The sequence below is a fragment of the Rubritalea marina DSM 17716 genome, assembly GCF_000378105.1.
GTDB lineage: Bacteria > Verrucomicrobiota > Verrucomicrobiia > Verrucomicrobiales > Akkermansiaceae > Rubritalea > Rubritalea marina.
Genome location: NZ_KB899248.1, coordinates 67,152 through 94,141 on the forward strand (window position 1 = coordinate 67,152; position 26,990 = coordinate 94,141).

At 50.8% G+C, this 26,990-nt stretch carries 25 protein-coding genes, 1 tRNA gene and 1 pseudogene; 12 read left to right on the forward strand and 15 right to left on the reverse strand.

Features of this window, described 5'->3' with window-relative positions; genetic code table 11:
- Positions 1-329 precede the first annotated feature (329 nt).
- A pseudogene (locus F454_RS16740) lies at positions 330-929 on the forward strand (antirestriction protein ArdA).
- A gap of 66 nt (positions 930-995) precedes the next feature.
- Here F454_RS16740 and F454_RS16765 read toward each other — a convergent pair.
- A complete protein-coding gene (locus F454_RS16765; protein WP_425481058.1) occupies positions 996-1,241 on the reverse strand; it encodes a GIY-YIG nuclease family protein in 246 nt (81 codons plus the stop codon).
- A gap of 13 nt (positions 1,242-1,254) precedes the next feature.
- Positions 1,255-1,330 (reverse strand) — tRNA-Ile (locus F454_RS0101625).
- Positions 1,331-1,594: 264 nt separating this feature from the next.
- Between F454_RS0101625 and aqpZ the strand changes: the two genes are divergently transcribed.
- On the forward strand, positions 1,595-2,281 hold the full coding sequence (aqpZ, locus tag F454_RS0101630; protein ID WP_018968877.1) for an aquaporin Z: 687 nt from the start codon (positions 1,595-1,597) through the stop codon (positions 2,279-2,281).
- Between the two features lie 71 nt (positions 2,282-2,352).
- Here the strand turns inward: aqpZ and asnS are convergent, their stop codons facing one another.
- Together asnS and F454_RS0101645 are read right to left on the reverse strand one after the other, a co-directional pair.
- Positions 2,353-3,720, reverse strand: a complete 1,368-nt coding sequence (gene asnS, locus F454_RS0101635; RefSeq protein ID WP_026292636.1) for an asparagine--tRNA ligase — start codon at positions 3,718-3,720, stop codon at positions 2,353-2,355.
- 677 nt (positions 3,721-4,397) lie between these two features.
- A complete protein-coding gene (locus tag F454_RS0101645) occupies positions 4,398-5,684 on the reverse strand; it encodes a glutamate-5-semialdehyde dehydrogenase (protein WP_018968880.1) in 1,287 nt (428 codons plus the stop codon).
- A 151-nt stretch (positions 5,685-5,835) separates the two neighbouring features.
- On the opposite strand from F454_RS0101645, the gene F454_RS13795 reads away from it, so the two are divergent.
- From F454_RS13795 to F454_RS0101675, 4 genes are all read left to right on the forward strand, one after another.
- Entirely contained in the window at positions 5,836-7,056 is a 1,221-nt protein-coding gene (locus tag F454_RS13795; RefSeq protein ID WP_018968881.1) for a DUF418 domain-containing protein, read from the forward strand.
- A 118-nt stretch (positions 7,057-7,174) separates the two neighbouring features.
- Positions 7,175-8,209 carry a phosphatase domain-containing protein gene (locus F454_RS15455; RefSeq protein ID WP_018968882.1) on the forward strand — a complete coding sequence of 345 codons (1,035 nt, stop codon included), beginning with the start codon at positions 7,175-7,177 and terminating at the stop codon, positions 8,207-8,209.
- A 7-nt stretch (positions 8,210-8,216) separates the two neighbouring features.
- Positions 8,217-9,638, forward strand: a complete 1,422-nt coding sequence (locus F454_RS0101670) for a dihydrolipoyl dehydrogenase family protein (protein WP_018968883.1) — start codon at positions 8,217-8,219, stop codon at positions 9,636-9,638.
- Positions 9,639-9,698: 60 nt separating this feature from the next.
- Positions 9,699-10,280, forward strand: coding sequence for a thioredoxin family protein (locus tag F454_RS0101675; protein ID WP_018968884.1), 582 nt, complete (start codon positions 9,699-9,701; stop codon positions 10,278-10,280).
- Positions 10,281-10,287: 7 nt separating this feature from the next.
- Here the strand turns inward: F454_RS0101675 and F454_RS0101680 are convergent, their stop codons facing one another.
- Both F454_RS0101680 and F454_RS13805 read right to left on the reverse strand, forming a co-directional pair.
- Positions 10,288-10,659: a rhodanese-like domain-containing protein gene (locus F454_RS0101680; RefSeq protein ID WP_018968885.1), complete on the reverse strand. Its 372-nt coding sequence runs from the start codon at positions 10,657-10,659 to the stop codon at positions 10,288-10,290.
- Between the two features lie 62 nt (positions 10,660-10,721).
- A complete protein-coding gene (locus F454_RS13805; RefSeq protein ID WP_018968886.1) occupies positions 10,722-11,351 on the reverse strand; it encodes a L,D-transpeptidase family protein in 630 nt (209 codons plus the stop codon).
- Between the two features lie 181 nt (positions 11,352-11,532).
- Here F454_RS13805 and F454_RS13810 point away from each other — a divergent pair, with 181 nt between their 5' ends.
- The gene (locus F454_RS13810; protein ID WP_169334287.1) at positions 11,533-12,369 is read left to right on the forward strand and encodes a polysaccharide deacetylase family protein; all 837 of its coding nucleotides are present in this window, start codon (positions 11,533-11,535) and stop codon (positions 12,367-12,369) included.
- Positions 12,370-12,376: 7 nt separating this feature from the next.
- Positions 12,377-14,032: a GTPase domain-containing protein gene (locus tag F454_RS0101695; RefSeq protein WP_018968888.1), complete on the forward strand. Its 1,656-nt coding sequence runs from the start codon at positions 12,377-12,379 to the stop codon at positions 14,030-14,032.
- Here F454_RS0101695 and F454_RS0101700 read toward each other — a convergent pair.
- Positions 14,029-14,922 (reverse strand): LysR family transcriptional regulator, encoded by an 894-nt coding sequence (locus F454_RS0101700; RefSeq protein WP_018968889.1) that lies wholly within the window; start codon positions 14,920-14,922, stop codon positions 14,029-14,031. The two genes, F454_RS0101695 and F454_RS0101700, sit on opposite strands and share 4 nt — an antisense overlap.
- A gap of 109 nt (positions 14,923-15,031) precedes the next feature.
- Here F454_RS0101700 and F454_RS0101705 point away from each other — a divergent pair, with 109 nt between their 5' ends.
- From F454_RS0101705 to F454_RS0101725, 4 genes are all read left to right on the forward strand, one after another.
- Positions 15,032-15,751: a pirin family protein gene (locus tag F454_RS0101705; protein WP_018968890.1), complete on the forward strand. Its 720-nt coding sequence runs from the start codon at positions 15,032-15,034 to the stop codon at positions 15,749-15,751.
- 40 nt (positions 15,752-15,791) lie between these two features.
- Positions 15,792-16,427: a YceI family protein gene (locus F454_RS0101710; protein ID WP_018968891.1), complete on the forward strand. Its 636-nt coding sequence runs from the start codon at positions 15,792-15,794 to the stop codon at positions 16,425-16,427.
- Between the two features lie 239 nt (positions 16,428-16,666).
- Entirely contained in the window at positions 16,667-17,038 is a 372-nt protein-coding gene (locus F454_RS13815) for a hypothetical protein (RefSeq protein WP_033367156.1), read from the forward strand.
- Positions 17,039-17,225: 187 nt separating this feature from the next.
- Positions 17,226-17,564, forward strand: coding sequence for a hypothetical protein (locus F454_RS0101725; RefSeq protein WP_156817081.1), 339 nt, complete (start codon positions 17,226-17,228; stop codon positions 17,562-17,564).
- Between the two features lie 59 nt (positions 17,565-17,623).
- Here F454_RS0101725 and F454_RS0101730 read toward each other — a convergent pair whose 3' ends face one another.
- From F454_RS0101730 to F454_RS0101770, 8 genes are all read right to left on the reverse strand, one after another.
- Complete coding sequence (locus F454_RS0101730) at positions 17,624-18,259, reverse strand: hypothetical protein (RefSeq protein WP_018968895.1); 636 nt, start codon at positions 18,257-18,259, stop codon at positions 17,624-17,626.
- Between the two features lie 124 nt (positions 18,260-18,383).
- Positions 18,384-18,689, reverse strand: coding sequence for a nucleotidyltransferase domain-containing protein (locus F454_RS0101735; protein WP_018968896.1), 306 nt, complete (start codon positions 18,687-18,689; stop codon positions 18,384-18,386).
- Between the two features lie 2 nt (positions 18,690-18,691).
- A complete protein-coding gene (locus F454_RS0101740; RefSeq protein ID WP_018968897.1) occupies positions 18,692-19,105 on the reverse strand; it encodes a nucleotidyltransferase substrate binding protein in 414 nt (137 codons plus the stop codon).
- 127 nt (positions 19,106-19,232) lie between these two features.
- The gene (locus tag F454_RS0101745) at positions 19,233-21,764 is read right to left on the reverse strand and encodes a CapA family protein (protein ID WP_018968898.1); all 2,532 of its coding nucleotides are present in this window, start codon (positions 21,762-21,764) and stop codon (positions 19,233-19,235) included.
- Positions 21,751-23,082, reverse strand: coding sequence for an NADase-type glycan-binding domain-containing protein (locus F454_RS0101750; RefSeq protein ID WP_018968899.1), 1,332 nt, complete (start codon positions 23,080-23,082; stop codon positions 21,751-21,753). The genes F454_RS0101745 and F454_RS0101750 overlap by 14 nt, the downstream gene beginning before the upstream one ends.
- A 400-nt stretch (positions 23,083-23,482) precedes the next feature.
- Positions 23,483-24,448: an ABC transporter permease gene (locus tag F454_RS0101760; protein ID WP_033367159.1), complete on the reverse strand. Its 966-nt coding sequence runs from the start codon at positions 24,446-24,448 to the stop codon at positions 23,483-23,485.
- 2 nt (positions 24,449-24,450) lie between these two features.
- Positions 24,451-25,371: an ABC transporter permease gene (locus tag F454_RS0101765; protein ID WP_018968902.1), complete on the reverse strand. Its 921-nt coding sequence runs from the start codon at positions 25,369-25,371 to the stop codon at positions 24,451-24,453.
- A gap of 3 nt (positions 25,372-25,374) precedes the next feature.
- Positions 25,375-26,985 carry a peptide ABC transporter substrate-binding protein gene (locus tag F454_RS0101770; protein WP_018968903.1) on the reverse strand — a complete coding sequence of 537 codons (1,611 nt, stop codon included), beginning with the start codon at positions 26,983-26,985 and terminating at the stop codon, positions 25,375-25,377.
- Positions 26,986-26,990: the final 5 nt, after the last annotated feature.

The window sequence follows — 26,990 nt, forward strand, 5'->3', positions numbered from 1 at the left end:
CAAAAGCCCGCCGTTCGCTCATGCTTCGCTTGCCGGACGGGCTTATCGTGTCTCACGGACCGGAAGAATAGACAGCGTTCAATTGTCCGTTGGCGATACCAACCGACGAACAGCATTTGCCAGATGACGAACCGATCTGGCTAAGGGTTTGCCACCCTCGCGACCGTAAAGGGCATCACAAACATTGTCCTCGTCACTGCGTTCCTGCGGGACTGTTCGGAGCCTCCCTTGACGTTGCTACCCCGCTTCTCGGCGAAGGCCAAGGTTTCATGCGCGGGGCGATGAAGCCCAGTGGCTTATATAAGAACCAAATGAGAAAGGAACCTAACATGACGAACAACACCCCAAGAATTTACGTGGCTTGCCTTGCCAGCTATAACGCCGGAACCCTACACGGAAACTGGATCGACCTCGACGGAACCGAGGCCATCGAAGACCAAATTTCGGGAATCCTCAAAGCCTCGCCCGAGGAGGACGCGGAAGAATGGGCAGTGCATGACAATGAGTTTTGCGGCCATCTCTCCGAGCATGCCGGAACCGATACCCTGAACGCGATTCAGGAGGCATTCTAGAAAGTCGAAGCCGAGGGGATTGATTGGGAAGTATTCTGCGAATACTGCGCCCACTTGGGGCATGACATTGAAGCCGGACAGGTTGAAATGTTTAGCGAAGCTTACGCAGGGACAGCGGACACACTAGAAAACTGGTGCACCGAGTTTCTGGAGGAAACCGGGCAACTGGAATCCATCCCTGAAAATCTGCGTCACTACTTCGATTATGCGGCATATGCCAGAGACATGGAAATCAACGACGTGTTCACGATCAGTCACAACAGTGACACGCTCGTTTTCTGGCATCGATATCTTCCGTGGAACCGATATAGTGGCGACCAGATTGGCCTTTCAAAATGTAGACAAACGCCAAAATAAGGATGAATTGGTAGGGCCGGTGGGACTTGAACCCACGACCAACCCCGACTCTGAGTCGGGGCTGCTCTAACTAGAAGTAATATATTGGATCACCCTTTTCGGATTTTTCCACCGTTTCAGCGTAGCTTCAAGCTTTCTAGCCTCTGACATGCTTGCGATGTGCTTGGCGGCAATAAGAACAACTGGCAGGCCAAGGCGTTTTGTGGAGTGCACCATGCCTGAGTTGTGACGCGTAATTCTGGCATCGAGATCTTCTGTGGAACCGATATAGTGGCGACCAGATTGGCCTTTCAAAATGTAGACAAACGCCAAAATAAGGATGAATTGGTAGGGCCGGTGGGACTTGAACCCACGACCAAGGGATTATGAGTCCCCTGCTCTAACCACTGAGCTACAGCCCCCCTGAATTCGATTCGGAATATAAGGAGTCGAGATCGCTTGGCAACACAACAATTCTTTTTTTTGGATCGTGATTCTCTCCGGCTCCATGGAATTGCAGGCTGGGGGTGGCGTGCTGGACTTGAGATCACTAAGTCATGCGTGATGGACGCGCGCTTAGGTGGTTTTCAACTGGCTTGTAACAAATAACTTCTGGCTTTGATTCTAACGGTCTGATAGTTTTTTAAACGCTCGTTGTTCGGGCGCTTAATGAACACTAGAAAATTATGAATAAGTATTTAGCGGAAGCATTTGGAACATTTTGGTTGGTGCTGGGCGGTTGTGGAAGTGCGGTCTTAGCAGCAGGAATCCCTGATGTGGGGATTGGCTACTTGGGAGTGTCTCTTGCTTTTGGACTAACTGTACTGACGATGGCATTTGCAATTGGCCACATTTCTGGCTGTCACCTCAATCCAGCAGTATCGATCGGATTGATGTTGGGTGGTCGCTTTGATAAGAAGGATCTCCTACCTTACATCACCTTTCAGGTGCTGGGGGGGATTGCAGCGGGCGGTGTCCTCTATGTGATTGCGAGTGGTAATGACGCTTTTAGTCTTGAGGGTGGCTTTGCATCCAATGGTTATGGAGAGCATTCGCCGAACGGTTATTCGATGATGGCCGGCTTCGTGTGTGAGGTCGTCATGACGATGATGTTCTTGATCATTATCCTAGGAGCCACGGATGAGCGCGCTCCTGCTGGTTTGGCTCCCATTGCAATTGGCCTAGGCTTGACCTTGATTCACCTCGTGAGCATTCCTGTGACCAACACCTCGGTGAATCCTGCGCGCAGTACTGGTGTGGCGATCTTTGCTGGTGGATGGGCAGTGAAGCAACTTTGGTTGTTCTGGGTGGCTCCGATCATCGGAGCTGTGTTGGGTGCGCTTGTCTACCGCGTGATTGGCGCCAAAAAGTAGCCAGCGAGCAACTAAAATAACTTGATAGAAAAGCCTTCACGATTTAATCGTGAAGGCTTTTTTTTGAGAATTTAGAACTCACAATGCCCGGGTGTCCGGGCGAAAGGTATCACGTCACGGATGTTTTTCATGCCTGTCACGAACATGAGCATGCGCTCGAATCCTAGGCCGAACCCAGCGTGGGGGCAGGTACCGAATTTACGAAGATCGAGGTACCAAGCATATTCTTCTTTGCTCAGCCCGTGGGCTTGCATGTTGGACTCGAGAATGTCGTAGCGTTCTTCCCGCTGGGCTCCTCCGATGATTTCCCCGATGCCGGGCACGAGGAGATCCATAGCAGCCACAGTTTTTCCATCGTCATTGCTGCGCATGTAGAATGGCTTAACGTCTTTCGGGTAGTTGTAGACTGTGGTGGGACATTTAAAATGTTCTTCGGTGAGGTAGCGTTCGTGTTCTGACTGGAGGTTGGCTCCCCAGCTGACTGGGTATTCAAATGTTTGGCCAGAAGCCAAGAGAATCTCTACCGCCTCGGTGTAGCTCACACGTTGGAATGGTCGCTCAGCCACAAAGTTGAGCCGTTCCACTAGCCCTTTGTCGACAAATTTATTGAAGATTTCGAGGTCGCCTTCGTGTTGTTCTAGGATATAGCGCACTAGGTACTTCACAAATTCTTCTGCCAGGTCCATGTCGTCTTCTAGGTCGCAGAATGCCATTTCTGGTTCCACCATCCAGAACTCTGATGCATGGCGGGTCGTGTGCGAGTTCTCAGCACGGAATGTTGGGCCAAAGGTGTAAATGTTAGAAAGTGCGCAGGCGAAGGCCTCGCCCTCCAACTGACCAGAGACAGTGAGAAAGGTGTTTTTACCAAAGAAATCACTTTCTGGCGCGTCCTTGGCGCCTTGGCTTTGCGTGGTCACGCGGAACATCTCACCAGCGCCCTCGCAGTCGGAGGCGGTGATAATAGGGGTGTGGATGTAACTAAAGTCTCTTTCTTTAAAAAACTGATGGATCGCAAAGGCCAGGCGCGAACGCATGCGGAAGACGGCTCCATAGAGATTGGTGCGGGGGCGTAAGTGAGCGATTGAGCGCAGGAATTCTTGGCTGTGACCTTTCTTTTGAAGTGGGAAGTCGGTTGGCGCTTCGCCATAGAGCTTGACCGAGCTAGCGTGTACTTCCCACGACTGACCAGCGCCCTGGCTTTCCACCAATTTGCCGGTGATGCCTACTGCTGCTCCGGTGCTCATGCGTTCGATATCTTCGTAGCCGGGTACTCCAGCATCCACAATGCATTGTAAGTTCTGCAACGAGGAACCGTCGTTGAGCTCGATGAAGGAAAAGGCTTTCGAATCTCGGCGAGTACGAACCCAGCCTTTCACGGTGATTGCTTCAAGCGCTTGGCTACTGGATAGGGCGGATTTAATCAAAGTGCGCATCGACATTAGATCTAGCAGTGATTGCTGGAAATGCAAGGGAGGCTTTGCTTCCTAGGGGTAAGTTTTAGGCGTTAGATTTTATGGACTCCAAATGATGGTGAAATCTATCATCACAACGAAACCCTAAAGGACATGATTTTGTTTGATGCTATCTGCTATGATTCAGCTGATTTATTGGCAGGTATGGCTATTTTCTTTATGAAATAATGACAAGCCAGTGAATATATAGGGCTGATGATGAAACCTGTGACAGGAGCATAAGTCCTCCCGGTGTCGCTAGCTATAGCATTTAAGAGTTTTTTCAATTCAGGGGTGATCTCATCGCCATTAAAGGTGCCATTACCATCTAGGTCGAATGGTTCTAATTGAATCTGAAGTTGATACTCGATCATTTGAACACCCAGTATGATAGAGAGGTAGCAGATGAATGAGCAAATTACCGTGTTTCTCATCCACTTTGACCTAGCATCCGATTTTTGTGCGAGCAGAGAGAGCGAGCTTATTAGAGGAGGTGAGATAAACAGAAATATGGCTAGTAGCTTAATCATGAGTCTCAGGGATTCGAGAGCTTAGCAGACTACTTCCGTCAAAACTAACACGTAAATCGTAAACCTTCTTGAACCAAAAAAACGCGCTCGTGTGATGGCGAGCGCGTTTGAATAGATAAGTGTTTTTGGGGGCGCTTAGAGCCCTTCTTGGCGGGCGGCGTCCTTAAGCTGTCCGTCACCGGAGATGCGGTATTGGTAGCTACAGAGCTCGGCGAGACCCATGGGGCCACGTGCGTGGAGCTTGTCTGTGCTGATGCCAATCTCGGCGCCGAAGCCAAATTCTTCGCCGTCGGCGAAGCGAGTGGAGACGTTGTGGAAGAGGCAGGCGCTGTCGATCTCTGATTGGAAGCGAGCAGCATCGGCTGCATTCTCGGTGATGATCACTTCGCTGTGCTGTGAGCTGTAGTGGTTGATGTGCTCGATGGCTGCATCGAGGTCGTCTACGATCTTGAGCGCCACCACGAGGTCGAGATACTCGGTGCTCCAGTCTGCATCATCGGCTACTTCGAAGGACGGGACAATGGCGCGAGCAGCCTCGTCTGCTCGGACGGTTACGCCACGCTTGGCGAGGCGTTTGGCAAGCTTTGGTAGGAATTCTGCAGCCACTGACTGGTGTACTAGAATGGTTTCTAGGGCATTACAGACAGAAGGCTTCTGAGTCTTAGCATCGTCGATGATCGCAACGGCGAGGTCTTGGTCGGCAGCGCGATCTACGAAGGCGTGGCAGATCCCATCGTAGTGCTTGATGACAGGCATTCTAGCAAGTGAGACGACAGTCTCGATGAGGCCTTTGCCTCCACGTGGGATGATGAGGTCGAGGAATTGATCCATCTCAGCGAGCACCTTGACTGAGGCGCGGTCGGTGAAGGGGATGAGCTGGATTGAGCCATCTGGGAGACCAGCCTTGGCACCACCATCTTGTAGTGCCGCTGCAATTGCTTTGTTTGAATGAATTGCTTCAGATCCACCACGTAGGATTGTGGCATTACCAGATTTGAGGCAGAGCACCGCAGCATCAGAAGTCACGTTTGGGCGGCTTTCAAAGATGATGCCAATCACGCCAATTGGGACACGTACCTTGGTGATGTGGATGCCATTCGGGCGATCCACTTCATCGAGCACCGTGCCAACTGGGTCGGGGAGGCCGGCTACTTGGTCGACACCCCCAGCAATCGCATCGATGCGTGCGCTGTCAAGGCGCAGGCGGTCGAGCATCGCGCCACTGAGGCCCTTGGATTCGCCGGCTTCGATGTCGAGCTTGTTGGCTTCGAGAATTTCAGCACTGGCATCGCGGAGCCCCTGCGCCATTGCACGCAGGATATTGGACTTCTGCTCGCTGGAAAGTTGTGCCAGTGCGTGGGCAGCCTTGCGGGCTTTGGCTCCCATCGCATAGATGCTTGCTTGGATTTCCTCGTTCGTCATGGCTCACCCATACGCCATGATGGAGTGTTTGACTAGGGGGAACAGTGATAAATTCTAGTTGTATGGGAAGAGCAATCGGCGAGCTAACAATAGTTTAGTTGGTTATCGGTTGTTCACATTCACTGTATCATGCTAGAAGGAAATAGAATCAATGAGTCAGCAACGTATTAGTATAATTGACGCCATTCGTGGTATGGCGGTTTTCGGGATTTTATTAGCAAATATCCAGAGTTGGAGTGGCTACAAGTTTGTGCCATTTGAAGTGCATGACACGCAGCCGCTGCATGCCTATGACCATTATTTTAAGGCAGTTCACCAGTTTGTGGTAGATGGCAAGTTTTACGCGATTTTCTCGATTTTGTTTGGTGCTGGGTTCGCGATTCAATTTGTAAAGAACCAGGAGCGGATGGATCCGTTTTTGCAGATGTACCGGCGTAGGTTGAAGTTTCTGTTGATGTTTGGATTGCTGCACACAGTGGTGTGGTCAGGTGATATTCTTACTCTTTACGCTTTATTGGCATTTGTTTTGGTAGCGATCCGCGACATCCCATACCGATGGCTACTACCTACGTCTATCTTCTTGCTGAGTCTTTTCGCACTGACTCATTTGATCGTGTTGTTCGGTGGCTTGGCTCCTGAACCGATCGAGCAAACTGCGTATAAAACCTATCCAGACATCGATAGTGTGAGTTACATGGCGATCTTCACCGATGGCTCGGTGGTGGATGTGTTTAAGCGCAATTGGGAGAACGTGTATTACCGCTGGGCGGACATGTTGCCGAATGGCCGTGTGTCACGCGTTCTCGGTTTTTTTATGCTGGGCTTTTATATGATGCGCAGTGGTTTTTTCACCAAGCATATTTACAAGTGGTCGGTGTTGTTGGGGTCTTTGGTGGTTGGCTCGGTACTGACGTTTATTGTGAGTGAGCAAGGTACCTCAATGGCTTCGTGGTCGACCACTGCGATGGATGCGTGGTTCAAGATTCTCGTCGTTGGGGCTCAGATTGCGCTAGCCATCGGCTACATGTGTATTCTTGCTCAGATTTACCAACGCCCGATTGGTGAAAAGTTGCTCTGGCCACTGACTGCGATAGGGCGCATGGCATTCACGAATTATTTGTCGCAAACGCTAATAGGCATTTTGTTGTTCTATGGATTTGCTGGCGGTCTGTATGGGAAGCTATCGTTGACGCAGCTGTACATGCTTGCGGTGCTCATCTACAGTGCACAAGTGCTCTTTAGTTCCTGCTGGGCGAAGTTTTTCAAGCAAGGTCCCGTGGAGTGGCTATGGAAGTGCCTGACCACCGGGAAGTGGACTTCGAACCGCAAGCAAGTGCAAGTAAGTCAGGCTGAGGGAGCCACGCGTGCTTGATCTGAGGGATCGTTTCTGGCGCCGTGGCTCGAGACTTGATACACTTTCAGAATCGGCATTGGAATTGCTAGTCTCTGGTAGCTTGAAGGCACTAGAGAGATAAAGGATGAGACGGATCATGATATGGTTGCGCCACGGTGCGCTGGTGGTGGAATGGTTGATGGGGGTGATTTTTTACGTCCTCACCTTCTGGATCCCACGCCGTAAAGCAGAGCCAGTGGCGAATGTTTTCAATGCCGTGCATCATCCGAAAGGAATCTACCTCTTTGGCAGAGTGATGGCATTGCGAGTAATGTCTGCCCCGAAGCCAGAAGATGGCAATTGGGAGAATTTCAAGCGCATGGCGAGTAATTGGTTCACCCTTGATTTTCCCAATGCTCGAGTGGAGGTGAAGGTGGGGCAGCGACTCATCACGGTGCGATCGAATAAGGAAGGTTACTTTGAATTGCACGACACAATGGAGGCGGATGTGGACCGTATTGAGGTCAGCCTGCCGCAGCATGGGTATTCGGCATCGGTGGATCTCACCGACAGTCGTTCGGCCCCTCACTACGTGGTCATCTGTGATGTCGATGATACCGTGGTAGAGACTGGTTCGATCTCGATGATGAAGATGCTTGAGACGACTTTGTTTGGCAATTTACACACCCGTGAGATCGTGCCTGCGGTCCCGGAGTTGGTGTCTGAGTTGCATCGGCACCTGGCGTGTCCGGTATTTTATGTGACTAGCTCGCCATGGAATTTAGCGCGTTTTTTGAAACAGGTTTTCCGCCGAGCTCAGCTGCCATTGGGTGGATTGTTCATGACGAACTGGGGACTGACACCGGAGCAATGGTTGACCCCCAGCCACGATGACCACAAGCGTGAATCGATCAACGAGGTGGCTCGTTGGTATGATGACACGCCTTTCATCTTGATTGGCGATGATAGCCAACGTGACCCTGAAATCTATTCCAAGGCACTGCGAGATTTTGGTCCCGACCGAGTGAAGGCTATTTTGATTCGCAATGTGGCGGGCACCTTGCGCGGGATGGAAGTGAAGCAAGACTTTGAGTTGCTGAATGAGTCTTATGGCAAGCGTGCCGTCCATGTCGAAGATGAAGAGTTGATGCGCCAATTCCTCTGTGATATTGGTGTTAGCCTCACGGATTAGTGATTCTATGTTAGCAGAAAATTTTGATTACGATATGGCTGTCATTGGTGGCGGCAGTGGTGGATACGCGGCGGCTCGCACTGCTGCTGCAGCAGGTAAGAAGGTGGTGGTGATTGATGGTGCTGATGAGCTTGGTGGCTTGTGTATCCTACGCGGGTGCATGCCCAGCAAGGCATTGATAGAATCAGCCAACCGCAATCTCGCGATGCGTGAGTCTGAGGAATTTGGTCTGAGCCACGAGAATGCCAAGGTTGATATGCGCACGGTGATCGAGCGCAAACGGTATCTGATTAAAGACTTTTCTGATTACCGTGCGGAGCAATTGCAAGACGGGCGTTTTGATCTATTGCGTGGCTTTGCACGTTTCACTGATGCACATCACTTGGAAGTGCAGCTCAAAGAAAGTGGGGCGATGGAGTCTCTATCTGCTCGTACGATCATTGTCGCTACCGGGTCTAGCATTTTTGTGCCTGAAATTGAGGGTCTTCAAGACTGCGGCTACATCACCTCGGACGACATCCTCGACATGCAAGAATTGCCCGATTCGATTGTCGTGCTCGGCGGGGGGGCGATCGCGCTGGAGATGGCGCATTATCTCGAAGGGTTAGGCAAGGAAGTCACCGTGGTGCAGCGTAGCCCGCATTTATTGACCGGAATGGATACTGACTTGGCTGATGAACTAGAGGCTGCGCTCACCGCCCGCACGATGAAGATCCACACGGGTACGAGTCTGCAACGCTTTGAACCCTCAAGTGCAGGAAAGAAGCGTGTTGTGTTTGTTCGCGATGGTGAGGAAGAAGTGGTAGAGGCAGATGAAATCTTGTTGGCGCTGGGGCGGGTGCCAAATACTGTGGGGATGCAACTGGAGCAAGCTGGAGTTGAGCTTAATAAACGCGGCGGCATCGTAGTGAACCAACAGATGCAGAGTTCAATCCCACACATCCTGGCATGTGGTGACGTTTGTAGCCCCTACGAGCTGGTGCATATTGCCATTGAACAAGGTGAGTTGGCGGCTGAGAATGCCATGAGTTTGATGTCTGATCAGGCTGCGCAGCTCAATGAAATCGACTACCGGCTTAAACTTTACGGGATTTTCACCGAACCTCAGGTGGCCGCTGTCGGTCTGTCTGAGGCTGAGGTGCGCGCCTCAGGAATTGAACCTTTGGTGGAGACCCATCCATTTAATGATCATGGTAAATCGATGATCCATGGCTCCAAGTATGGTTTTGTGAAGCTGATCGGTGACCCGACGACTAAGGAGATTCTTGGCGGGTCGGTTGTGGGGCCTGAGGCGGTGGAATTGATCCACGAAATCGTGGTTGCCATGGCCTTCCGCGCAACGGCGAACCAACTAGCAAAAATCCCGCACTACCATCCAACCTTGAGCGAAATTTGGACCTACCCGGCTGAGGAAATTGCTGATGCGTGATTGCGTTTCTGAGTCTGAAGAAATCCTTGCACTTTTGGCTGGGTAGGTGAGAGTCACCCTATGGCTGAAGTACCATCTACATTCACATTGGAAGCAGGGGCGCAAGCACCTGATTTTAGTTTGCCGAACGGCGCTGGCGAGCTTGTTGCTCTGGCGGAGCATCTTGGCAGTAAGGGCACCTTGGTGATGTTTGTGTGCAACCATTGTCCTTTCGTGGTGCATCTTGCCAAGCAAGTGGGTGAGATGGCTGCCGAGATGAAAAGCTGGGGGATGAATACCATCGCAATTAGCTCGAATGATGTGGAACATTATCCGCAAGATAGCCCAGAGAAGATGCTTGAGTTTGCGCAACAATTTGGCTGGGATTTTCCATACTTGTACGATGAAAGCCAGGAAGTAGCGCATGCCTACTCTGCTGCTTGTACGCCGGACTTTTTTCTATTGGATAAGCGCGGTTGTTTGTTCTATGCGGGGCAATATGATGATTCACGTCCTAACAATGATCTGGCGATTGACGGCCGTGATCTCAAGCTCGCGATCCGCCAGCTTCTGGAAGACGGCGAGCCGGTCACGGAGACCAAGCCAGCAACGGGCTGCAACATCAAATGGAAGCCAGGCAACGAGCCTGCTTACTTCGCTTAATGCTCGCTTAATACCTTGGCACCGAGGGATCGATGTCTAGCGACCAGAGTTCGATCCCACCGTGCATTGAGAAAACGTTAGCATACCCTTGCTCTCGCAGGTAGAAGGTGGCGTTGAGAGAGCGTACCCCATGGTGGCAGTAGATGATGCAGGCAGTCTCTTTGTTGGGGAATTGTGATTCCGCCATGCCTGCAAATTGGGAGAGCGGTACTAGCATACTACCCTCGATGCGGCAGTAGGCGTATTCATGTGCCTCACGGCAATCAAGAAACAAGACCGAGCTGTTCTCACTGAGGATTGCCTTGCATTGCTGTGGGCTGATCTCGTTGACGTGTGTTGGATCGGGAAGCATGAAGATACGTGATGATGGGCCATTCATTTCGGAGCCCAATGGTGTGCTTGAACCTATCAGAGAAGCTCTGTTGCTAGAATTAGCCCAGATTACTCGACGATGACGGTACTGCGGAGTGGGGTGTTCTCGAAGAACTTTTTGGCCATCGCATCGGGCATACGCACACAACCATGGGAGGCTGGGTAGCCAGGAAGGAAGCCCGCGTGCATGCCAATGGTACGGTTGAAGCGCATGAAGTATGGCATTGGAGCCGCTTCAAATGTTTCGCCTGGGCCCGGCTTGTCGATACGGGTGTCGGCGTCATTGTTGATCGTGAGGCCCGAGGCATTGTCTTTGATGATGCCGTAGAGCGAAGACTTGTGGTCGGCTACTTTTTGGGTGACTTTGAAGCGACCTTTTGGGGTGCCGTGGCCATCGGTACCAGTCGAGATTGGTGAAACTCCTACCAGGGTCTTGCCTTTGTAAAAATAGGCTCGCTGGTCATTTAGATTGATGCGGATACTCGGGGAACCAGTGACGCCGTCACCATCCCAGTAGCCTTGCGGAGATGCAATGCCATTGTGAGTGATTGCTGGACCGACTGGGTCTGGTGTGTCGAACCCGGTCAAATACCCGGCATTGGAGCGCGCCGAGCTGGTCGAGGTTGGAGTGTATGGCACACAGCTTGAGATGAGAAGCGTGAGTGTCAGGCCGAGGGAAGCAATGGAAAGTTTTTTCATAGGGAACGGGCTGAGTATATGAATCGCGGCATCTTGGTCAAGACGCAGTCATTAGTACTACTTGAATTTCTAGTCTTATTCATTAGAGGGAAAGAATTTATGGTATTTCTGCGTAGAACCATCTTGTGGCGTGACAGTAATCGGATTCTCGGTTATCCATCCACAGTACATGACGACGCCTATGTGTATCACTCAAACCCTCCGATATGGCCTGATGGTGACTTCGATGTTTTTCCTAGCTAGTTGTGGCAAGGATAAGCAGCCAGAGCAGGCTGCCATCGACCCAATTGTTTCTAACAACACCAAGAAAAAGAAGTCGAAAAGTCAGTGGTACACTGGCAAGGCGCAATGGAATGAGAGTAGCAATGGCCTGAGTAATGACATTAGCGGCAATCGCCAAGTTTCATTCAGTTATGGCAATCGTAACAGCAAGAATATTGCGATCACCTTTGATGACGGACCTCATCCGACCCTCACACCGAAGCTGCTGGACATTCTGAAAGCGCGCAATGTGAAGGCTACATTTTATGTGCTTGGTCCGCTGGTGGAGAAGCATCCAGAACTGACGCGCCGCATCCTGCGCGAGGGGCATGAGTTGGGTAATCACACCTGGACTCACCCCGATATGTCAAAGATGGGTGCCAATAGTGTGCGCAATGAATTGCAGCGCACTGAGGACACCATCGTCCGGGTGACTGGGGTGAAACCTCAGACGATGCGCCCGCCATATGGGGCATTTCGCAGTGAACAAAAGAAGTGGGTTTTTGCTGAGTTTGGCTACCCAACGATTCTTTGGGATGTCGATCCTAACGACTGGCGTCGTCCTGGCTCACAAGTCGTAGCCCGCCGTCTGATCAATGGTGCGCGCGGCGGTTCGATTCTTTTGGCACATGATATTCATTCAGGTACGATAGCTGCTATGCCGATGACCTTGGACTCCTTGATCAATCAAGGCTACAAGTTTGTCACGGTCTCTCAATTGATTGCGCAGAGCAATACTGCGACCGCTGGGTATTGAATAACCGATGATCGCCACCAGACTGACGGAATCTCGCGATGAATTGCTAGAGCTTGTTCGCTATGTGCGAGGCCTAGCGAGGGAGTCGTCGACCGAAGTCGACTCGGGTGATGATGCTCTGATCGAGCAATCGCAGCGCCCATTTCGGATTGCGGTGGTGGGGCCGCGGGAGGTGGGAAAGACCAGTTTTTTTGAGCAACTGGTTTCCTGTAAGTTTGATAAAGCATGGGCCCGAGCTGGCGGGGTGATGATTGTTCGCGACATCGGGCATCGCGTGTTTGTCGATTACGAGAAAGCCTGTAAGATTCACTACCAATCACGGATGCGCGGTGTGGAACTGGTTGAGTTTTCTGATTTGGCGAAAATGGACTCGGTGCAGCGGCTTGCTGCTGAGAAATTGCTTCGTGGGGCGGATTTTACTTTCTACCTGATCTCAGCGGAAAACCCGTGGGATGCGCCGACCTGGAATACGATTTCGGATTCTTTTGCTTGGACTGAGGAAAAGGCGGCCCTGGTATTGCATAAAACCGACACGCGTCTGGAAAAGGATTTAGGTATTTTACAGCAGCACATGCGCGAGCTTTGTGCCAAGAAGCTCAAGGCAGTCTTGCCAGATTTTGCCACGAGCTTGAAGCGTCCCAATTCGATACAGTTATTAAGAGAGTTTCTCGATGACACACTCGAGCGTAGTCGTGAAAGAAGGCGTTCAGTGCGCATGGTGTATGATTCGTGTTACGCGCTGCTCAGGCGCTGTGAACAGGCTGTAGATGATCAGGTCAGAGAGCTGAAGGGGGATCAAGAATTCCTGCAGTCGGTAGAGGCTCAGGTGGTGCGATTTCGCGAGCAAAAGATCACGGAAGTGCAGGATCGTATTGGCGAGTTGGGTGGCTTGATGGACACAATAGAGCCCAAGGTCTATCGCTACATGGCGTGGCGTACTGGTGTCTTGGGGTCGATGGTCTCGGTATTTGGTAATGGGAGTTTGGCGATGAAGGTGGAGTCTTATCTTTGTAAAAAACTGCAAGAAGAAGCGACTGATTACGCCCAAGAGGAAGCGAGCAAGATGATTGATCAATGTCGTGAGGAATGGCATACGATGCGCCCCAGCCTGCAACAACGGCTCTCGGTGGATGTGGCTGAATTCGACGAGGATACCTTTGCTGATCTAGGCGAAGAATTTATAGAATCGAGTGCCGCAGCGGTGAGCCAGGCAGTGGTGAGCATGAGGCTGCGCGGTAGTGTCGATAGTTTAGTGCATCGCAGGCATCGGATCCAACAACGCATCGCGCAGCTTGTCCTGCTTCTCTTGTTTCTCGGTCTCACATGGGGAGCGTTTGTGTCGGAGAATCCTTTTCACTTGTTTACCCAGATCACGCTAGGACTCGCTGTTGTTTTGATGCTTGTGGGCGCGGTCTACGCCAAGCGCAGCCAGGAGGAACTTATGGAGGTGTTTTTTGAGGCCTACGACACCACCGCGGGCTCGCTCACCATGGGGGTCGGTGAGGCTCACCTCGATCGTATGCGTGTGTTCTTCACTGGTTTTACTCCGATGTTTGAGAGCACGCGCAAGCACATTGCGCGCGAGCAACAGAGTCTCGGCCCACTGGAGAAGGTCGCTGCTAACCTCTACTTGCGTCTACGTTCTTGGGAAAGTAGCTTCTAATCGCTGGATCTTTTGTTGCTCTCGGTGGCATGGAGCAGCTCGGCGATGAAGTTGTTCGTGATGGTATCTGGAGCGCTATCGTTGCGCCAGCCCACACTGACGGGCACGAGTGCGGCGCTTGATTCCTCCAGAGCCACCAAGCACAGGTCTGAATCTAAGGAACTGCCTTCAGCCACTAGGGCGACTCCTAGCCCAGCTGAAATGGCCAAGCTGACGCTCTCAATACTATCGAACTCACCAGAAATCTTGGCATTGATCTGGTGGTCTTGGAAGAATTGCACCACCCCGCGGTAGTATTCAGGGTATTCGTGGCGAGCTAAGAGTAATAATTTTTCTCCATCGAGGGCGTCGGCGCTGATGCTGTTACTGCGCGCAAAAGGGTGCTTTGGCGGGACCGCGAGGCAGAGGCGTTTATCAAAGAGTCGCTGCCACGTGATTTCCTTGTTGGGGAATTCAGCACTGACGATCAGGTCAACTTGGTCGTCGAGCAAAAGCTGGCGCATTTCCTCGGAACTTTTGTCGTGGAGCTCAATTTTCACACTAGCGTGGAATTGTAAGAAGCGACTCATCGTTCCCTTGAGTAATTTACCAGCGAGGCTGGGGGCGTAGGCGACGCGGATGGTACCACCTTCGATTTCACGGCGTATGCCTTCGATGCGCCGATCCATATCGTGAATGAGTGCTTCACCTTCGCGTTGCACTACCTTGCCAGCGGTGGTGAGGCGGATTGATTTGGCGCCGCGGTCTAGCAGCTTCCAGCCGCAGTCGTCTTCAAAGGCTTTAATCTGCCGACTCAAAGCCGGCTGAGTCATGCGCAGCTGAGCTGAGGCGGCAGTGATGCTGCCAGATTTAGCAACTTGTAAGAAATAGCGAAGCTGACGGATTTGCATGACGTATACCTACCTGGCATGAACCTGGGAATCAAGTATACCTTTTAGGTATGCCATGAGAGAGGTCTAGTCATGAGACAAAAGCCATCGTTTGTGGCAATGTCAATGCATGGAAACAACAAAGCAACAGATTCAAGTATGGCGTTCTGAGGAACGCGGGCATGAGAATCATGGCTGGCTCAATGCTCGCCACAGCTTTTCCTTTGGCAATTACTACAACCCAGCCCGTATGGGTTTTCGTAGCCTCCGTGTGATCAACCAAGACATCATCGCACCGGGGATGGGCTTCGGCATGCACCCGCACCGCAACATGGAGATCTTCACCTACATGCTCGATGGGGTGCTCGCACACAAGGACAGCATGGGCAATGAAGGCGCGATCCGCCCAGGGCAGATCCAAGTCATGTCAGCAGGGAAGGGCGTCCAGCACTCCGAGTTCAATGGCTCCGCTGATCAAGAAGCATCCTTGCTGCAGATCTGGCTCTTGCCAAACGAAGAGGGCACCGAGCCAAGTTATACAGAATGGGAACCCAGCGCCGAGCACGCCAATGACAAGCTCACCCTATTGATTTCACCCGATGGCCGCCAAGGCTCCGCTACGATTCGCCAAGATGCCTTTATCTATAGCATCAAGTTAGATGCAGGCGAATCGCTGGAGCTGCCCGTAGCCCTCGGACGTGGAGCCTGGCTTCAGCTCGTGTGTGGCGAGCTCGAGCTTAATGGCAACCACCAGCTGAGCGCAGGCGATGCCGCCTCCACCGAGGATGCCGGCACCCTCACTATCTCAGCCAAGAGCGAAGTAGAAGCGCTCTTTTTTGATCTCAACTAACAAACTAATCCAACAACTAAAAATAATAGATAGAAACACCATGAAAAACACAGCATTAGCACTAACCGCAGTCGCAGCTACCGTCACATTCGTATCGTGTGAGAACCCTGCAGACAAGTCCACCGCAGCCAAGGTTTCCGAGGCTAAGGAAGTTCAAGCTGGGGACGCCACTGGCCAAAAGTGGAGCTTCACCGAAGGCTCCAGCATCACCTTCGTTGGCTCCAAGGTGACTGGCTCACACGAAGGCGGCTTCAAGAAATTTGACGGCCACTTCTTTGTAGACGGCGAAGAACTCGCAGCCAGCGGTCACGAAGTGGTGATCGATATGAGCTCTACCTGGTCTGATGCTGAGAAGCTCACTGGCCACTTGTTGTCACCAGACTTCTTTGATGTGAAGCAGTATCCGAACAGCACCTTCACCGTGACTGGTCTCAAGGAGCAAGCTGGCGCCAAGGGCGAGACCCATCTCCTCACTGGCAACCTCGACTTCCACGGTGTGACCAAGTCCATCGACATCCCAGTCAATGTTTCCAAGGCAGACGGCGAAATCAAGCTCAAGGCTGACTTCTTCATCAACCGCTTCGACTTCAACGTGAAGTACCCAGGCAAGACCGACGACCTCATCCGCGAGGAAGTTGTCATCCGCTTCGACCTCACTGCCCAGCCGCAGTCCTAAGCCTCATTCGTAAATCACAAACCATTCTAAACCCAATCGTCCGTCAGTACGCTCTGCGTGCTGACGGATTTTTTGTGTCAATGGTTCTGGAGCTTCGTTGGCTTCCATATTTATTGATACTACGCAGGACATTTCCAAGATGGATCGTTTCTAGCAGAAAAGATTTGATGTAATCTACTTAGCTGTTAGCTATATGTAGCTCTCTGAGTGATCAACAAAATCACCTCAATCAATTTCGTATGAAATACATCTATCCATTCATACGCTCTTCTATTTGCGCCTCTTTTCTTGTTGTTTTATCCTCTTGTGCTCAGCAAACAGATGAGCTTCCTCCTGTTTCATCGATAAAATCGAATCTTGCAGAAGAAGGAACATTAACAAACAAAGTTCTTGAGAGAGATGCGACCCAGGCTATTCGCAAACTCAAGGGCGGAAATCCACAAATTATCAAATTTGTCCTTCAACAGCCTGTTGGGGCTTCCGGAAATAAAGCATGGAGAGAAATATGGGTTACTGATCCACACGGCAAAAGTGAAAGCTTCATCATGACATTCCGAGAAGACGGTAGAGGTTCAGCTAACTTTGAGATCGAACCTATGAGAAGAAGCTAGGACTTGAGTCATTATTCGAGTAAATTTACAGATCTAACAAAATCTTATTCCGCTACAAGTTGTCTCTATCTGACAGTCAATCCTACGCTATTGGCCCGGCGGCTCTGAGAAACATTCAACGCATTAATTGCGCATTTTCACCGACCTCTCGAGGGGCGCGCATAATGTGCTCTGAGTTCTATTTAAAATGAATCCGTTAAAACTAATATCTCTAGCACTCATCGTATTGTCGACTTTCAGTTGCCAAACGATGTATGTTCCACCTCATCTACCTCAGCACGCAACAACATCATTATATGGTAAGACTCTTGAGCCGATAAGAGGCAAAGAAAATTACTACAAGCTTAAGGTTTATACAGGCGGTACAGCAGGTACGAAGCACGCAACCCAAGTAGCCGAAAGTGAAATTGAACGGTGGATGGTAGGTAAAGAATACGCTTCTTATGAGATTACAAAGACGCGCTACGTACCATTTCCAATTTCACATGTGTACTTTGAAATCAAAATGGCAAGTGGTAAAAACTAAGGTGCTATAGTATTAAAAAAGACAGAGCACGGATATAATGAATGATTGTGTAGGCCAATTTAAAAGCCCAACTGCGAAAGTATCAGGTCGGCCTGTTCTTTCATTAGAGGTTGTAACTCTTTTATTAAGGTCTTTTTCTCGCTAGCAGTCAGTTCATTCCATGAATCGACCTCTCTATCAATAGATGTCGGTTTGTACGAGTAGCCTTTCTCAACGCCGTAGTTCACAGGTTGATAGTTATAGGATTTTTTTCCATTTTGAGTAACCTCAAGAGCTCCGCGCATATTGCAAAATGCTACGATTGGAGAAGACATGCTGAGAAAGCTTCTTCGATGAAACCCGACTCCTGTCATCCCTGGGTTTCCGTATGGGTATGTTGGGTGTAACTTGAGACAAATATCATGCTCTGGGGTTGTAGTAAGGTATGCGGGATATCCTTTGTCTTTAAGACTATCGACTAAGTATCTTGCGAACGAAACATCTTGGTCCTTGATTCCACCGAATTCATTATTGAATGCTGTGGTACCGATTACTGTAAATCTAGGCTTTGTGTCTTCTGACTCAACGACTGCTATCCCACTTTTGGTGACTTGTTTCAAACTCTCAGGGGCGATCTGCTGATTATTAACGCAGGAACTAAGGAGCGTGAAAGTCATGCATAGGCTTGTAAGGAATATCCTGTTTTGTTTGTTCATGATTTTTCTGATCAAGTAGGAATCTATAAGTGTTAGTTTAACATGTTAGTAAACCAGCCTAACTAGAAGTCAACGGCAAATCGAACTTTGGATTATGAGTGCCAAAATATCGCTAAATTTAGCTTTAGTTCGGCGAGTAAAACAAGACTCCAACCCGTTCGATATGCTCTAGCAATGAAGGTGTTCTGATCTGCGAGCGTATTGAAATATCAAAAGTGTAGGGTAGTAGGAGGTCGTCTAGCTCGTTCTCAAGCTTTGCTAGATAGCGATGATTCAGGTTCTCTCCGACGAGTGTTAGGTCGATGTCAGAGGCTGGACGGTGGGTTCCCATTGCCCTTGATCCGTAGAGAATCGCTTGTTCAATCTCCGGGTATTTGGAAAACACCTCGAGGATTGCTTGGTAATCTGTATCTTTAAGGCTCAATACCATGCTTACATATCCTCTGCTAGGCGTGCATGGAGTTGCAGAAATGCCGAGTGATAGTCATTTCGAATGAGTTCGCTGATTTCATCGGCAGTGTCCTCATTGTAGGTATGGGATGATTTATTTCTGCTCTTAATCATTTCCATCCAAGTATCTGGATTTTCAATTAGTCCTCTAGCAGCTGCCATCCGTGTGGCATCGCGTGACCCTTGGATGTTGGCTTCCCCTTGATATTGGTAAAAGTCTTTCACCGTGTTCCACGCCAGTTCGTGAGTGAACTCGAAGGCCTGAATCAAGCCTTGGTCCTCAAGAGCAGTCAGAGGGCGCTCGAATGAAAGCTCCACAGCTTCACTCAATCGCTGAAGGGCGCGGGTGTAGTTGATGTAGCGTTGCTTCCATCGAATATCCTCTGAATCTACCATGTTGCTGTTAGTATTACTTAGTATCTAGTGATAGACTCTCTACGAGTCAAATGCAAGGTTGCATGGCTGAGAATCCGAAGGAGTAGGAGATTTGAGTTCTGCAGTGGAATACTATGGATCTATCTTATTATTCATCCTGAATCCAATGATATGTGATCCGTTTTTGTTTAGGGTGTAGCTGAAGTTGTAAAAGGTGGTAGTCGTTGAATCCTTTAGGTCCTTTGTTGGGGAAGTAGAGGTTACCTAGGGAATACGCGATGAGTCTGCCACGGTAGTATTCTGTGGCTTGTACGATGTGTGGGTGGCTGCCGATGACCATATTAGCACCGAGGTGAACCATCTCTTTTGCGATCTTTCGCTGAGGCTCGCTGATCACCGTGGTGTATTCATTGCCCCAGTGGGGTAGGGCAATGACGAAGTCACAGCTTCTAGAAATCTCACGGATTTGTTCTTCAATGATTTCGCGGTCACGTGGGTACTGGAGGATGTTGTTGTCAGAGGGAAGAGCAAGTGTCCTGACTGCATTGAAGCTAATCCATCCGATGGATACTCCCTGGGTATGGGTGATGAGTGGTGATGAGCCTAAACCTGCGACTTTGAAACCTGTTTTCTCCAAACTGGCTATGGTGTCTCGCAGGCCAATACTGCCAGCATCATAGATGTGGTTGTTACCCAAAGTCACAAGTTCCACTCCATTATTGGCGAGATGCTGGATGTTGTTTGGTTCTGCAACAAAGGAAAAACTACGATTGTATTCGATGGCTGGTGCCTTGCTGAGAGCACATTCTAAATTGACCACCGTGAGGTCATCATTTTTCATCAAATCAACAAATCTTTGAGAGAAGATATTCCCTAAGGCTTCATCTAGATTCACATCACCACCGAAGTGCATGGTGATGGCTGTGTCATCATCAGGCAGCGTGAGAACATTGTATCGGCGGTACTTCTCTAGCAACTTTCCTAGGGTGCTGATTTCTGGTGCCCCTCCAAGGTGGTGGATGACTTCATCCTCATGATCGAGGAATCCTAGCATTCCTTTGTCATGCCAGAGCGCGCCAACGTGCGACCCGAAGTCGAGTACTAAGCCTGATTCGATCACGTTTTCAGTGATTGGAATGGAGTCTTGGCTCGTGCAGCCAGAATGGATCATCTGGAGCTGCTGGCGCAACTGTCTGGGGTTGCTCCAATGTAGGGGGACTCCGCTTTGGCGGAATCCATACACCAAGAAATTGGCGCAGTCATTGCCAATCAGGCATTCACCGCCGCGCTCGCCATTGTGTTCTAGCAGGCCGATTCCAAAGGCGTAAGGACTGCCTGCTTGCTCGCTCAAGCTGCCGCGAAACCCATCGGCACAACGCACCCGAATTTCAATGCACTCCGACTCGGTCACTCCCTCATTGGTGTGGACGTGTGCTTGGATTTTGATGATCCCAGCTTGACTTGGCCATGGCAGGAATTGTTTCCAAGTGCGCGCTGCCAAGGCTGGGTCCAGAGTGTCGCAGAGGAATTTCTTTGAGTAACTGAGGTAGCTGGATTGCGGGCCCCGAGTGAAGTTTTTTCCCAATGGGATGTGTGGAAGAAGGTCGTAGCTCTCAGCATCGGGAATGTGTTGCCACCATTCAACCTTCTGAATCTGTTGGTCGATGTTGTTGATGCGGATGTCGCCAACAGTGTCGATCGGCATGCGGTAGACGCCATCAATACAGCGGTGGGCATCGTCGACAGTTAACGGGAGCGATGCGTGCTCACTCTGCCATTGTTGGAGGAGATTTTCCCAGCGTTCTTTCTGATGACCGACTGTGACCTTGTTCCGGTTCTGTACCAACAAGCGCTGGATGCGCTTTGAATAGTTGCGGGAGGTGAAACGGGGGATCGGCTGGCCTTGGCGGATGAGTTCTTTCGCGCGCTCTGATCGATCAAGGTTGGATTCTTGAAATGGCTCGATGACAATCTGGCAGTTCTGGATGTTGGAGGCTTTCTCGAGTGCTCGGAACATCAACCTCTCAGCCTGTAGCTCTGAGTCGAGCCATGGTCGAGAAATGGCGAAGCTCAATGCCTCGAGCTTTGCTTGCCCCAAGACCCACGCCCAGTGTTTTTCAAATGCGGCCTCGCTCTCCGAGTCTTGCGCATAGAAATCGAGGTCGATACTGACAGCGAGTTTCTCATCAAATGTCTTTTGGACTAATTTCCTAAAGTCCCAGACTTCAAAGTGTGGAGCCAGAGCTCCGCAGGATCTGGGGACAATCTGTAGTCGCCAGTCGAGATGTTTTATAGCTTCCTCTTCTAACTCGCGCATTTTCGCCTCGCTGAGCTCGCTGCCGGCAATCCAGATCACCCGCTGAATCGGTCTTGGCATGAGCGGCTCAATCCAATTGTAGGCTTGCAGCTTTCCAGACTGGCGTAGCTCCTGAATGACCTCTGCACGATGCTGCGAAGATCTTACTTTGCGAATGCGTTCACGGATTGAATCACTATGCGCGATATTAGATGCATCAGAGTGCGCATCAAACAAGATGAGCGTGTATTCCTCATCCAGATCGAGTTCTTGGGCAAAGAAGCCAAAGCTACCAAGATGGTTGTCCTCAATGTAGATTGGCAGCTGCTTAGCCTGTGCTGTCAGACACAGGATCAAAAAGATGAAGAACCTAACGAGCACCATGACCCTCAGGCATTTTCTCTAACTTGTTGAGAAGCGTGATGTCCGTGAGGCAAGTGTCTTCGAAATGCGTGCCCTTGTAGACGGAATCGATGCGCAGTGTTATTTTTGAGATTTTGTTGGGGATTGATCCTAGATCGATGAGTTGCTGGTGTTGGTGATCATAGAGCATTCTTTTAACCTCATGCTGGTCATTAATAGTAATGGTAAGGTCTTTAACTCGGTTGTTCTGTCTGAAGTTACTTCTGTAACCGTTCATCATTAATAGGTGCGTCACTTTGGTGCCTGCATTAGGTGTTATAGTGATGGTCTCTCCAATACCGTCGCCCTCGACCCCTTCTGACCAAGCTTCTTGTTTCAGTCTCGCCTTATATTCAGTGCGTCCTATGTTTTGAACCTCATATGTGATTCCAGATACAGATGGTAATTCTGAGCTTGCTAAAATTTTGAAATCCTTAGAATTTCCATAAATCTGGTCTCCAATTGTGTAGACATATATTGCCTCATCTTCTCCTTTTGGGAACACCACAACTCCACTATACCTAATGCGGGCCACGACTGTAATGTCATCTTCAATGGTTGGTTCCAGATCCTGGAATTCCCAAACTAAATTTCCATCTTTTGGTATAAATTGATTGGTGGGTTTTGATACTTTGATGTGTTTCGGGTCGACTCCTCTGTTGTTGATAGTAATTTTCCCTTTCTTAATTGGACCGTGCCAGATTCCACCACTAGATAGGCGATACTGAAATGACCATGAACTATCATTGAAGTCGTCACTAACGAAGTAAGTGGAAAAGCTATAATCCGAATCATAGCTAATTTCAATGATCGTAGGGGTGTCGGCCTTGAAACGAACGCTACTGACATACCAAGCTTCAATTCCTTTAAGTACTTCGGAACTTTGGAAGGGCTTTATCTTGCCCGTTGCATAAGCTTCAGGAGTGTATTTTGCCTTAATCGGCTTGCCGTTTACTTTGATGCTATAATCTCGGCAGTATTGAGGATTTATTTTGAGAGGTTTTTTTTCCTTGGTATCAATGACCTCGTACATGGTCTCCCTCATATCTTCCACTGGAAAACCAAAGGTGACCTTAGTGGATTTACCGGAGACATTGTGCATTTCGTATCGCACCTTGACGCGTGCGAAGTCGGGGTAAAGGTCGATGGTGAGCTGTTCATCCATGATCTGAACATTCTCGGTGCCCTCCGCTGTGAATGGCGCCAAAGAACCAGTAAACGCGATGCCATGTGAATAGCCGCCACCATTGGCGAAAAGTGCGGCAGATAAGGCGAGGTAGAATGCAAGAATGGTACGCATGAATGAGTCGCTGTTAGGTTTCGAATCAGATGTTAACTTTGGTCGGATTCAAATAACAATAGCAAATGCTAAGAGAGTGAGGTTTCAGCTTTTCGTTCTCTGGCGCTTATGCGCTCCCCTTTCAGGGAAGGTGTTTTTTGATGAAGGGACCTAGGCTTGCGGCTCATACTTCGCCTTACCCTAGGCTGGTATGTGATTCGCTTTCAGCCAGTGGTGCTGCACTTGGAATTGGCCTTTGTTGAAGTGTTTTACGGACCAAGTGTCATGCTGTCTTGTCACAATAGACGCCGCTCTGAGGGAGTTGCAGTCCCACGTGAGTGCGCAGCAGGCCTCTTTACCGCTTACGCATTCCCAATGGCTGGTGATCAATGACCAATGACGAATCCCAGCCGCTTCGCAGCTAATCCTTGGCAGCTTTTGGATCAAGGGCGTCGCGGAGGCCGTCGCCTAGGAAGTTGAGGGCGAAGAGGGTGATGGAGAAGAGGACGCTGGGGATGATGAGGAGCTGGGGGGCGGTTTCCATGTAGTTGGCACCGTCCTTGAGGAGGATGCCCCAGGAGGAATTGGGTGAGCTGACGCCGAGTCCGAGGTAGGAAAGTGAGGCTTCGAAGAGGATGAAGCCGGGCACGGTGAGGGTGGCGTAGACGATGATGGGCCCCATCATGTTAGGCAGGATGTGCCGGGTGAGGATCTGGCGGTGGCTGAGGCCGAGCGAGACTGCAGCCTCGACGTATTCTTGTTTCTTGATGTTGAGTGTTTGGGCGCGCGCCATGCGTGCCATGGTGAGCCAGCCGAGCGAGCCGATGGCGACGAAGAGTGGGATGAGGTTGGTGAAGCGGGTGACGAAGCCGGCATTCCAGCCCCAGTCGTCGCGCAGCAGGGTGGTGAGTGATTCCATGTACTCGGAGATGAGGAGTGAGAACAAAATCACGAGGACGAGGAAGGGGAGGCCATAGAGGATGTCGACGAAGCGCATCATTAGGGCGTCGGTTCGGCCACCCACATAGCCAGCAATCGAGCCATAGCTGATGCCAATGATGAGGGAAAAGCTGGTAGCGACGAGACCGACTAACAAGGAGATTTGCCCGCCGTAGAGGAGGCGAGCGAAGATGTCGCGCCCAGATTGGTCGGTGCCTAGCCAATGTTCGGCTGAGGCGGGCAGAAAGGTTTTGTTGAGGTCTTGGTGGTTGGGGTCCTTGAACCAATGTTCGAATCCAGAGTTCTCGGGTGTGCCGATACTGCCAATGAATGGCAGGGCAAAACAAAGCAGGAAAATGACGGTAAGGATACCGAGGCTGACGATGGCCATGGAGTTTCGTCGCAAACGCAACCAGGCATCCTGATAGAGTGAGTGGCTAGTAGACATGGCTATGATTGATTTCTCAAGCGAGGGTTGATGGCAGCGAGGGCGAGGTCGGCTAGGAGGTTTGCCAGAACGATGAGAATGCCGAAAAGGATGACCACGCCCTGGATCAGGTTGTAGTCGCGGGCGAGGGCTCCATTGATGAAGTGCTGTCCAAGGCCGGGGACTTGGAAGATGGTTTCGATGATGAAGGAACCACTCACGAGCGCGGCGAAGGCGGGGCCGATGTAGGCGATGGCGGGGATGATGCCACCGCGTAGCGCATGCTTGAGCACGACGGTGGATTCTCTAAGCCCTTTGGCGCGTGCGGTACGGATGTAATCTTGGTTCAGTGTTTCTAGCATGCCACCACGTGTGATGCGTGCGATGTAAGCAGCGGTGGCTAGCCCTAGGGTGATGGCGGGGAGTAGCCAGTCGAGTGGGTCTCCCCAGCCCGCGACTTTGAGGAAGGGAACCTTGGAGGCGATGCCGCTTGCTAATAATGGGCCGATGACAAAAGACGGGATGCTGATGCCAATCATGGCAAAGACCATGGTGCCGAAGTCGATCCAGGAATTCTTACGCAGGGCGGAAAGTATGCCCGCCGGAATGCCAATACAGAGGGCGATGAGCATTCCTGTGGTGCCGAGGATCAAGGAGGCGGGGAAGGAGTATTCGATGATCTCTAGCACTTGTCTACCTTCCTTGGACATCGAGGGACCCAGGTCGCCTTGTGCGATATTGCCGAGGTAGTAGCCAAATTGCACCACCTTGGGTTGGTCGAGCTTGTAGTAGGCTCGATTTTTTTCGATGACGTGTTCTGGCACGGCTTTTTCATCGGTGAGTGGGTCGCCGGGCATGAGGCGGACCAACACAAAAGTAATGGAGATGAGGAAGAAGATCACCACGACGCCTTGGCCGAGTCTGCTAATGAGAGTCTTGAGCATGGCTTAGGGTTGGGTGAGGTCGATGAATTTGTATGGATGCTGATTGAGCAGCAAGGGGTGCCACCCTTGGACCTGCGGCGAGAGAAGGTAGTTGGTGGTGGCCCAGAAGAGCGGCAGCGAGGGCAGTTCGTCCATCATGGTGGCTTCGGCTCGCTCAAGCAGGCGGAAGCGTTCAGCGGGGTCGCTACATTGCGCAGCGGTTTTGAGTTGTTGGTCGTAGTCGTTGTTGAACCAGCCGGTACGGTTGTTGCCGCCACCTTTTTTCCACATGTCTAGGAAGGTGGTTGGGTCTGGGTAATCGGCAGACCAACCGCCGAAGCAGACATCGTATTGGAGTTTGGTGAGTTTATCGAGGTAGGTCTTCCATTCGAACTGGACGATGGTGCAGTCGACGCCGAGTTCTTGCTTCCACATCGCTTGTACTGCCTCGCAGATGCGCTTGGTGGAATCTCTATCAGTAGCTAACAATTTTAGGCGAAGAGGGTTATCAGGTCCAAATCCGGCTTCTTTGAGGAGGGCTTTGGCTTCACTGAGCTTGTATTCGATTGCCTTTGGTGGTTGGTACTCACCGATGGGTGGGGTGACCGAGTAGGCGGCGCTTTGCCCGCCTTGGAGGATTTTGTCGATGATTGCCTGACGGTCGATAGCGAGTGCGAGTGCGCGTCGGATTTTTGGGTTCTGTACGGCGGGGCTGGTGACATTACAGCGGAGGAAATAGGAAGCGAAGTAGGGTTCTTGGCGAAGCGATTCAGGCTCGGTATCTTTTGCGTAGCGGATCATTTCCGGCGCGAGGGTGTAGGTGCCGTGTAGCTGGCCATCAAAGAACATGCGGGCTTCGGTGTAGGCATTTTTGATCGGGAGGAATTTGATCCCCTTGAGTTTGAGGCGGGCGGCATCCCAGTAGTTTGGGTTTGCTTCGGCGGCGATGTATTGGTTGAACTTCCAGCTGGTGAGCTGGAAGGGACCATTGCTAACGATGTGTTGTGGCCGCGTCCAGGGATTGTGCTTCGTTTGCATTTCGCCATGTGAGAGCACGCAATGCTTTGGCACGGGAAACCAGGTGTAGTGCATGGTGAGGTCTGGCAGGAACGGAGTGGGAGCCACGAGTTCTAGCTCCAGCGTGTGTGGATCTGGAGCACGCACAGAGACGCTAGAGAAGTCGTCGCTTTCGCCTTGGTGAAACTGTTGCGCTCCTTTGAGGTAGTAGAGCATCTCAGCGTATTTGGCCCCGAATTCTGGAGTGAGGATACGCTCGAAGGCGAAGAGGAAATCGGCTGCGGTGAGTGGGGTGCCATCAGACCACTTAGCGTCGTTACGCAGGTGGAAGGTCCATTGGGTAAAGTCGGCATTGGCTTCCCAACGCTCAGCCATGCCGGGGAGGTGGACGCCTTCATTTTCTGGATGTCGGACGCAGAGTCCCTCGAATAGAGCGTTGATGATATTGGACTCAATCACGCCTGTGACCACTTGTGGGTCGAGTTCTTTTGGCTCGTCGCCATTGCCTAGCAGGAGAACTTTTTCTTCGCTTGCTCGGTCAACAGTCCGGCGCTGATCGCAGCTGATGAGACTGAGAGTGAGTGCGAAAACGGCACTGATGTGGAAGATGCGAAGCATTACAT

Excerpts from the sequence above, each read along its gene's own strand:
- aqpZ (WP_018968877.1), top strand. The coding sequence starts at position 1,595 with ATGAATAAGTATTTAGCGGAAGCATTTGGAACATTTTGGTTGGTGCTG.
- asnS (WP_026292636.1), bottom strand. The coding sequence starts at position 3,720 with ATGTCGATGCGCACTTTGATTAAATCCGCCCTATCCAGTAGCCAAGCG.
- F454_RS0101645 (WP_018968880.1), bottom strand. The coding sequence starts at position 5,684 with ATGACGAACGAGGAAATCCAAGCAAGCATCTATGCGATGGGAGCCAAA.
- F454_RS13795 (WP_018968881.1), top strand. The coding sequence starts at position 5,836 with ATGAGTCAGCAACGTATTAGTATAATTGACGCCATTCGTGGTATGGCG.
- F454_RS15455 (WP_018968882.1), top strand. The coding sequence starts at position 7,175 with ATGATATGGTTGCGCCACGGTGCGCTGGTGGTGGAATGGTTGATGGGG.
- F454_RS0101670 (WP_018968883.1), top strand. The coding sequence starts at position 8,217 with ATGTTAGCAGAAAATTTTGATTACGATATGGCTGTCATTGGTGGCGGC.
- F454_RS0101675 (WP_018968884.1), top strand. The coding sequence starts at position 9,699 with ATGGCTGAAGTACCATCTACATTCACATTGGAAGCAGGGGCGCAAGCA.
- F454_RS0101680 (WP_018968885.1), bottom strand. The coding sequence starts at position 10,659 with ATGAATGGCCCATCATCACGTATCTTCATGCTTCCCGATCCAACACAC.
- F454_RS13805 (WP_018968886.1), bottom strand. The coding sequence starts at position 11,351 with ATGAAAAAACTTTCCATTGCTTCCCTCGGCCTGACACTCACGCTTCTC.
- F454_RS13810 (WP_169334287.1), top strand. The coding sequence starts at position 11,533 with ATGTGTATCACTCAAACCCTCCGATATGGCCTGATGGTGACTTCGATG.
- F454_RS0101695 (WP_018968888.1), top strand. The coding sequence starts at position 12,377 with ATGATCGCCACCAGACTGACGGAATCTCGCGATGAATTGCTAGAGCTT.
- F454_RS0101700 (WP_018968889.1), bottom strand. The coding sequence starts at position 14,922 with ATGCAAATCCGTCAGCTTCGCTATTTCTTACAAGTTGCTAAATCTGGC.
- F454_RS0101705 (WP_018968890.1), top strand. The coding sequence starts at position 15,032 with ATGGAAACAACAAAGCAACAGATTCAAGTATGGCGTTCTGAGGAACGC.
- F454_RS0101710 (WP_018968891.1), top strand. The coding sequence starts at position 15,792 with ATGAAAAACACAGCATTAGCACTAACCGCAGTCGCAGCTACCGTCACA.
- F454_RS13815 (WP_033367156.1), top strand. The coding sequence starts at position 16,667 with ATGAAATACATCTATCCATTCATACGCTCTTCTATTTGCGCCTCTTTT.
- F454_RS0101725 (WP_156817081.1), top strand. The coding sequence starts at position 17,226 with ATGAATCCGTTAAAACTAATATCTCTAGCACTCATCGTATTGTCGACT.
- F454_RS0101730 (WP_018968895.1), bottom strand. The coding sequence starts at position 18,259 with ATGAACAAACAAAACAGGATATTCCTTACAAGCCTATGCATGACTTTC.
- F454_RS0101735 (WP_018968896.1), bottom strand. The coding sequence starts at position 18,689 with ATGGTATTGAGCCTTAAAGATACAGATTACCAAGCAATCCTCGAGGTG.
- F454_RS0101740 (WP_018968897.1), bottom strand. The coding sequence starts at position 19,105 with ATGGTAGATTCAGAGGATATTCGATGGAAGCAACGCTACATCAACTAC.
- F454_RS0101745 (WP_018968898.1), bottom strand. The coding sequence starts at position 21,764 with ATGGTGCTCGTTAGGTTCTTCATCTTTTTGATCCTGTGTCTGACAGCA.
- F454_RS0101750 (WP_018968899.1), bottom strand. The coding sequence starts at position 23,082 with ATGCGTACCATTCTTGCATTCTACCTCGCCTTATCTGCCGCACTTTTC.
- F454_RS0101760 (WP_033367159.1), bottom strand. The coding sequence starts at position 24,448 with ATGTCTACTAGCCACTCACTCTATCAGGATGCCTGGTTGCGTTTGCGA.
- F454_RS0101765 (WP_018968902.1), bottom strand. The coding sequence starts at position 25,371 with ATGCTCAAGACTCTCATTAGCAGACTCGGCCAAGGCGTCGTGGTGATC.
- F454_RS0101770 (WP_018968903.1), bottom strand. The coding sequence starts at position 26,985 with ATGCTTCGCATCTTCCACATCAGTGCCGTTTTCGCACTCACTCTCAGT.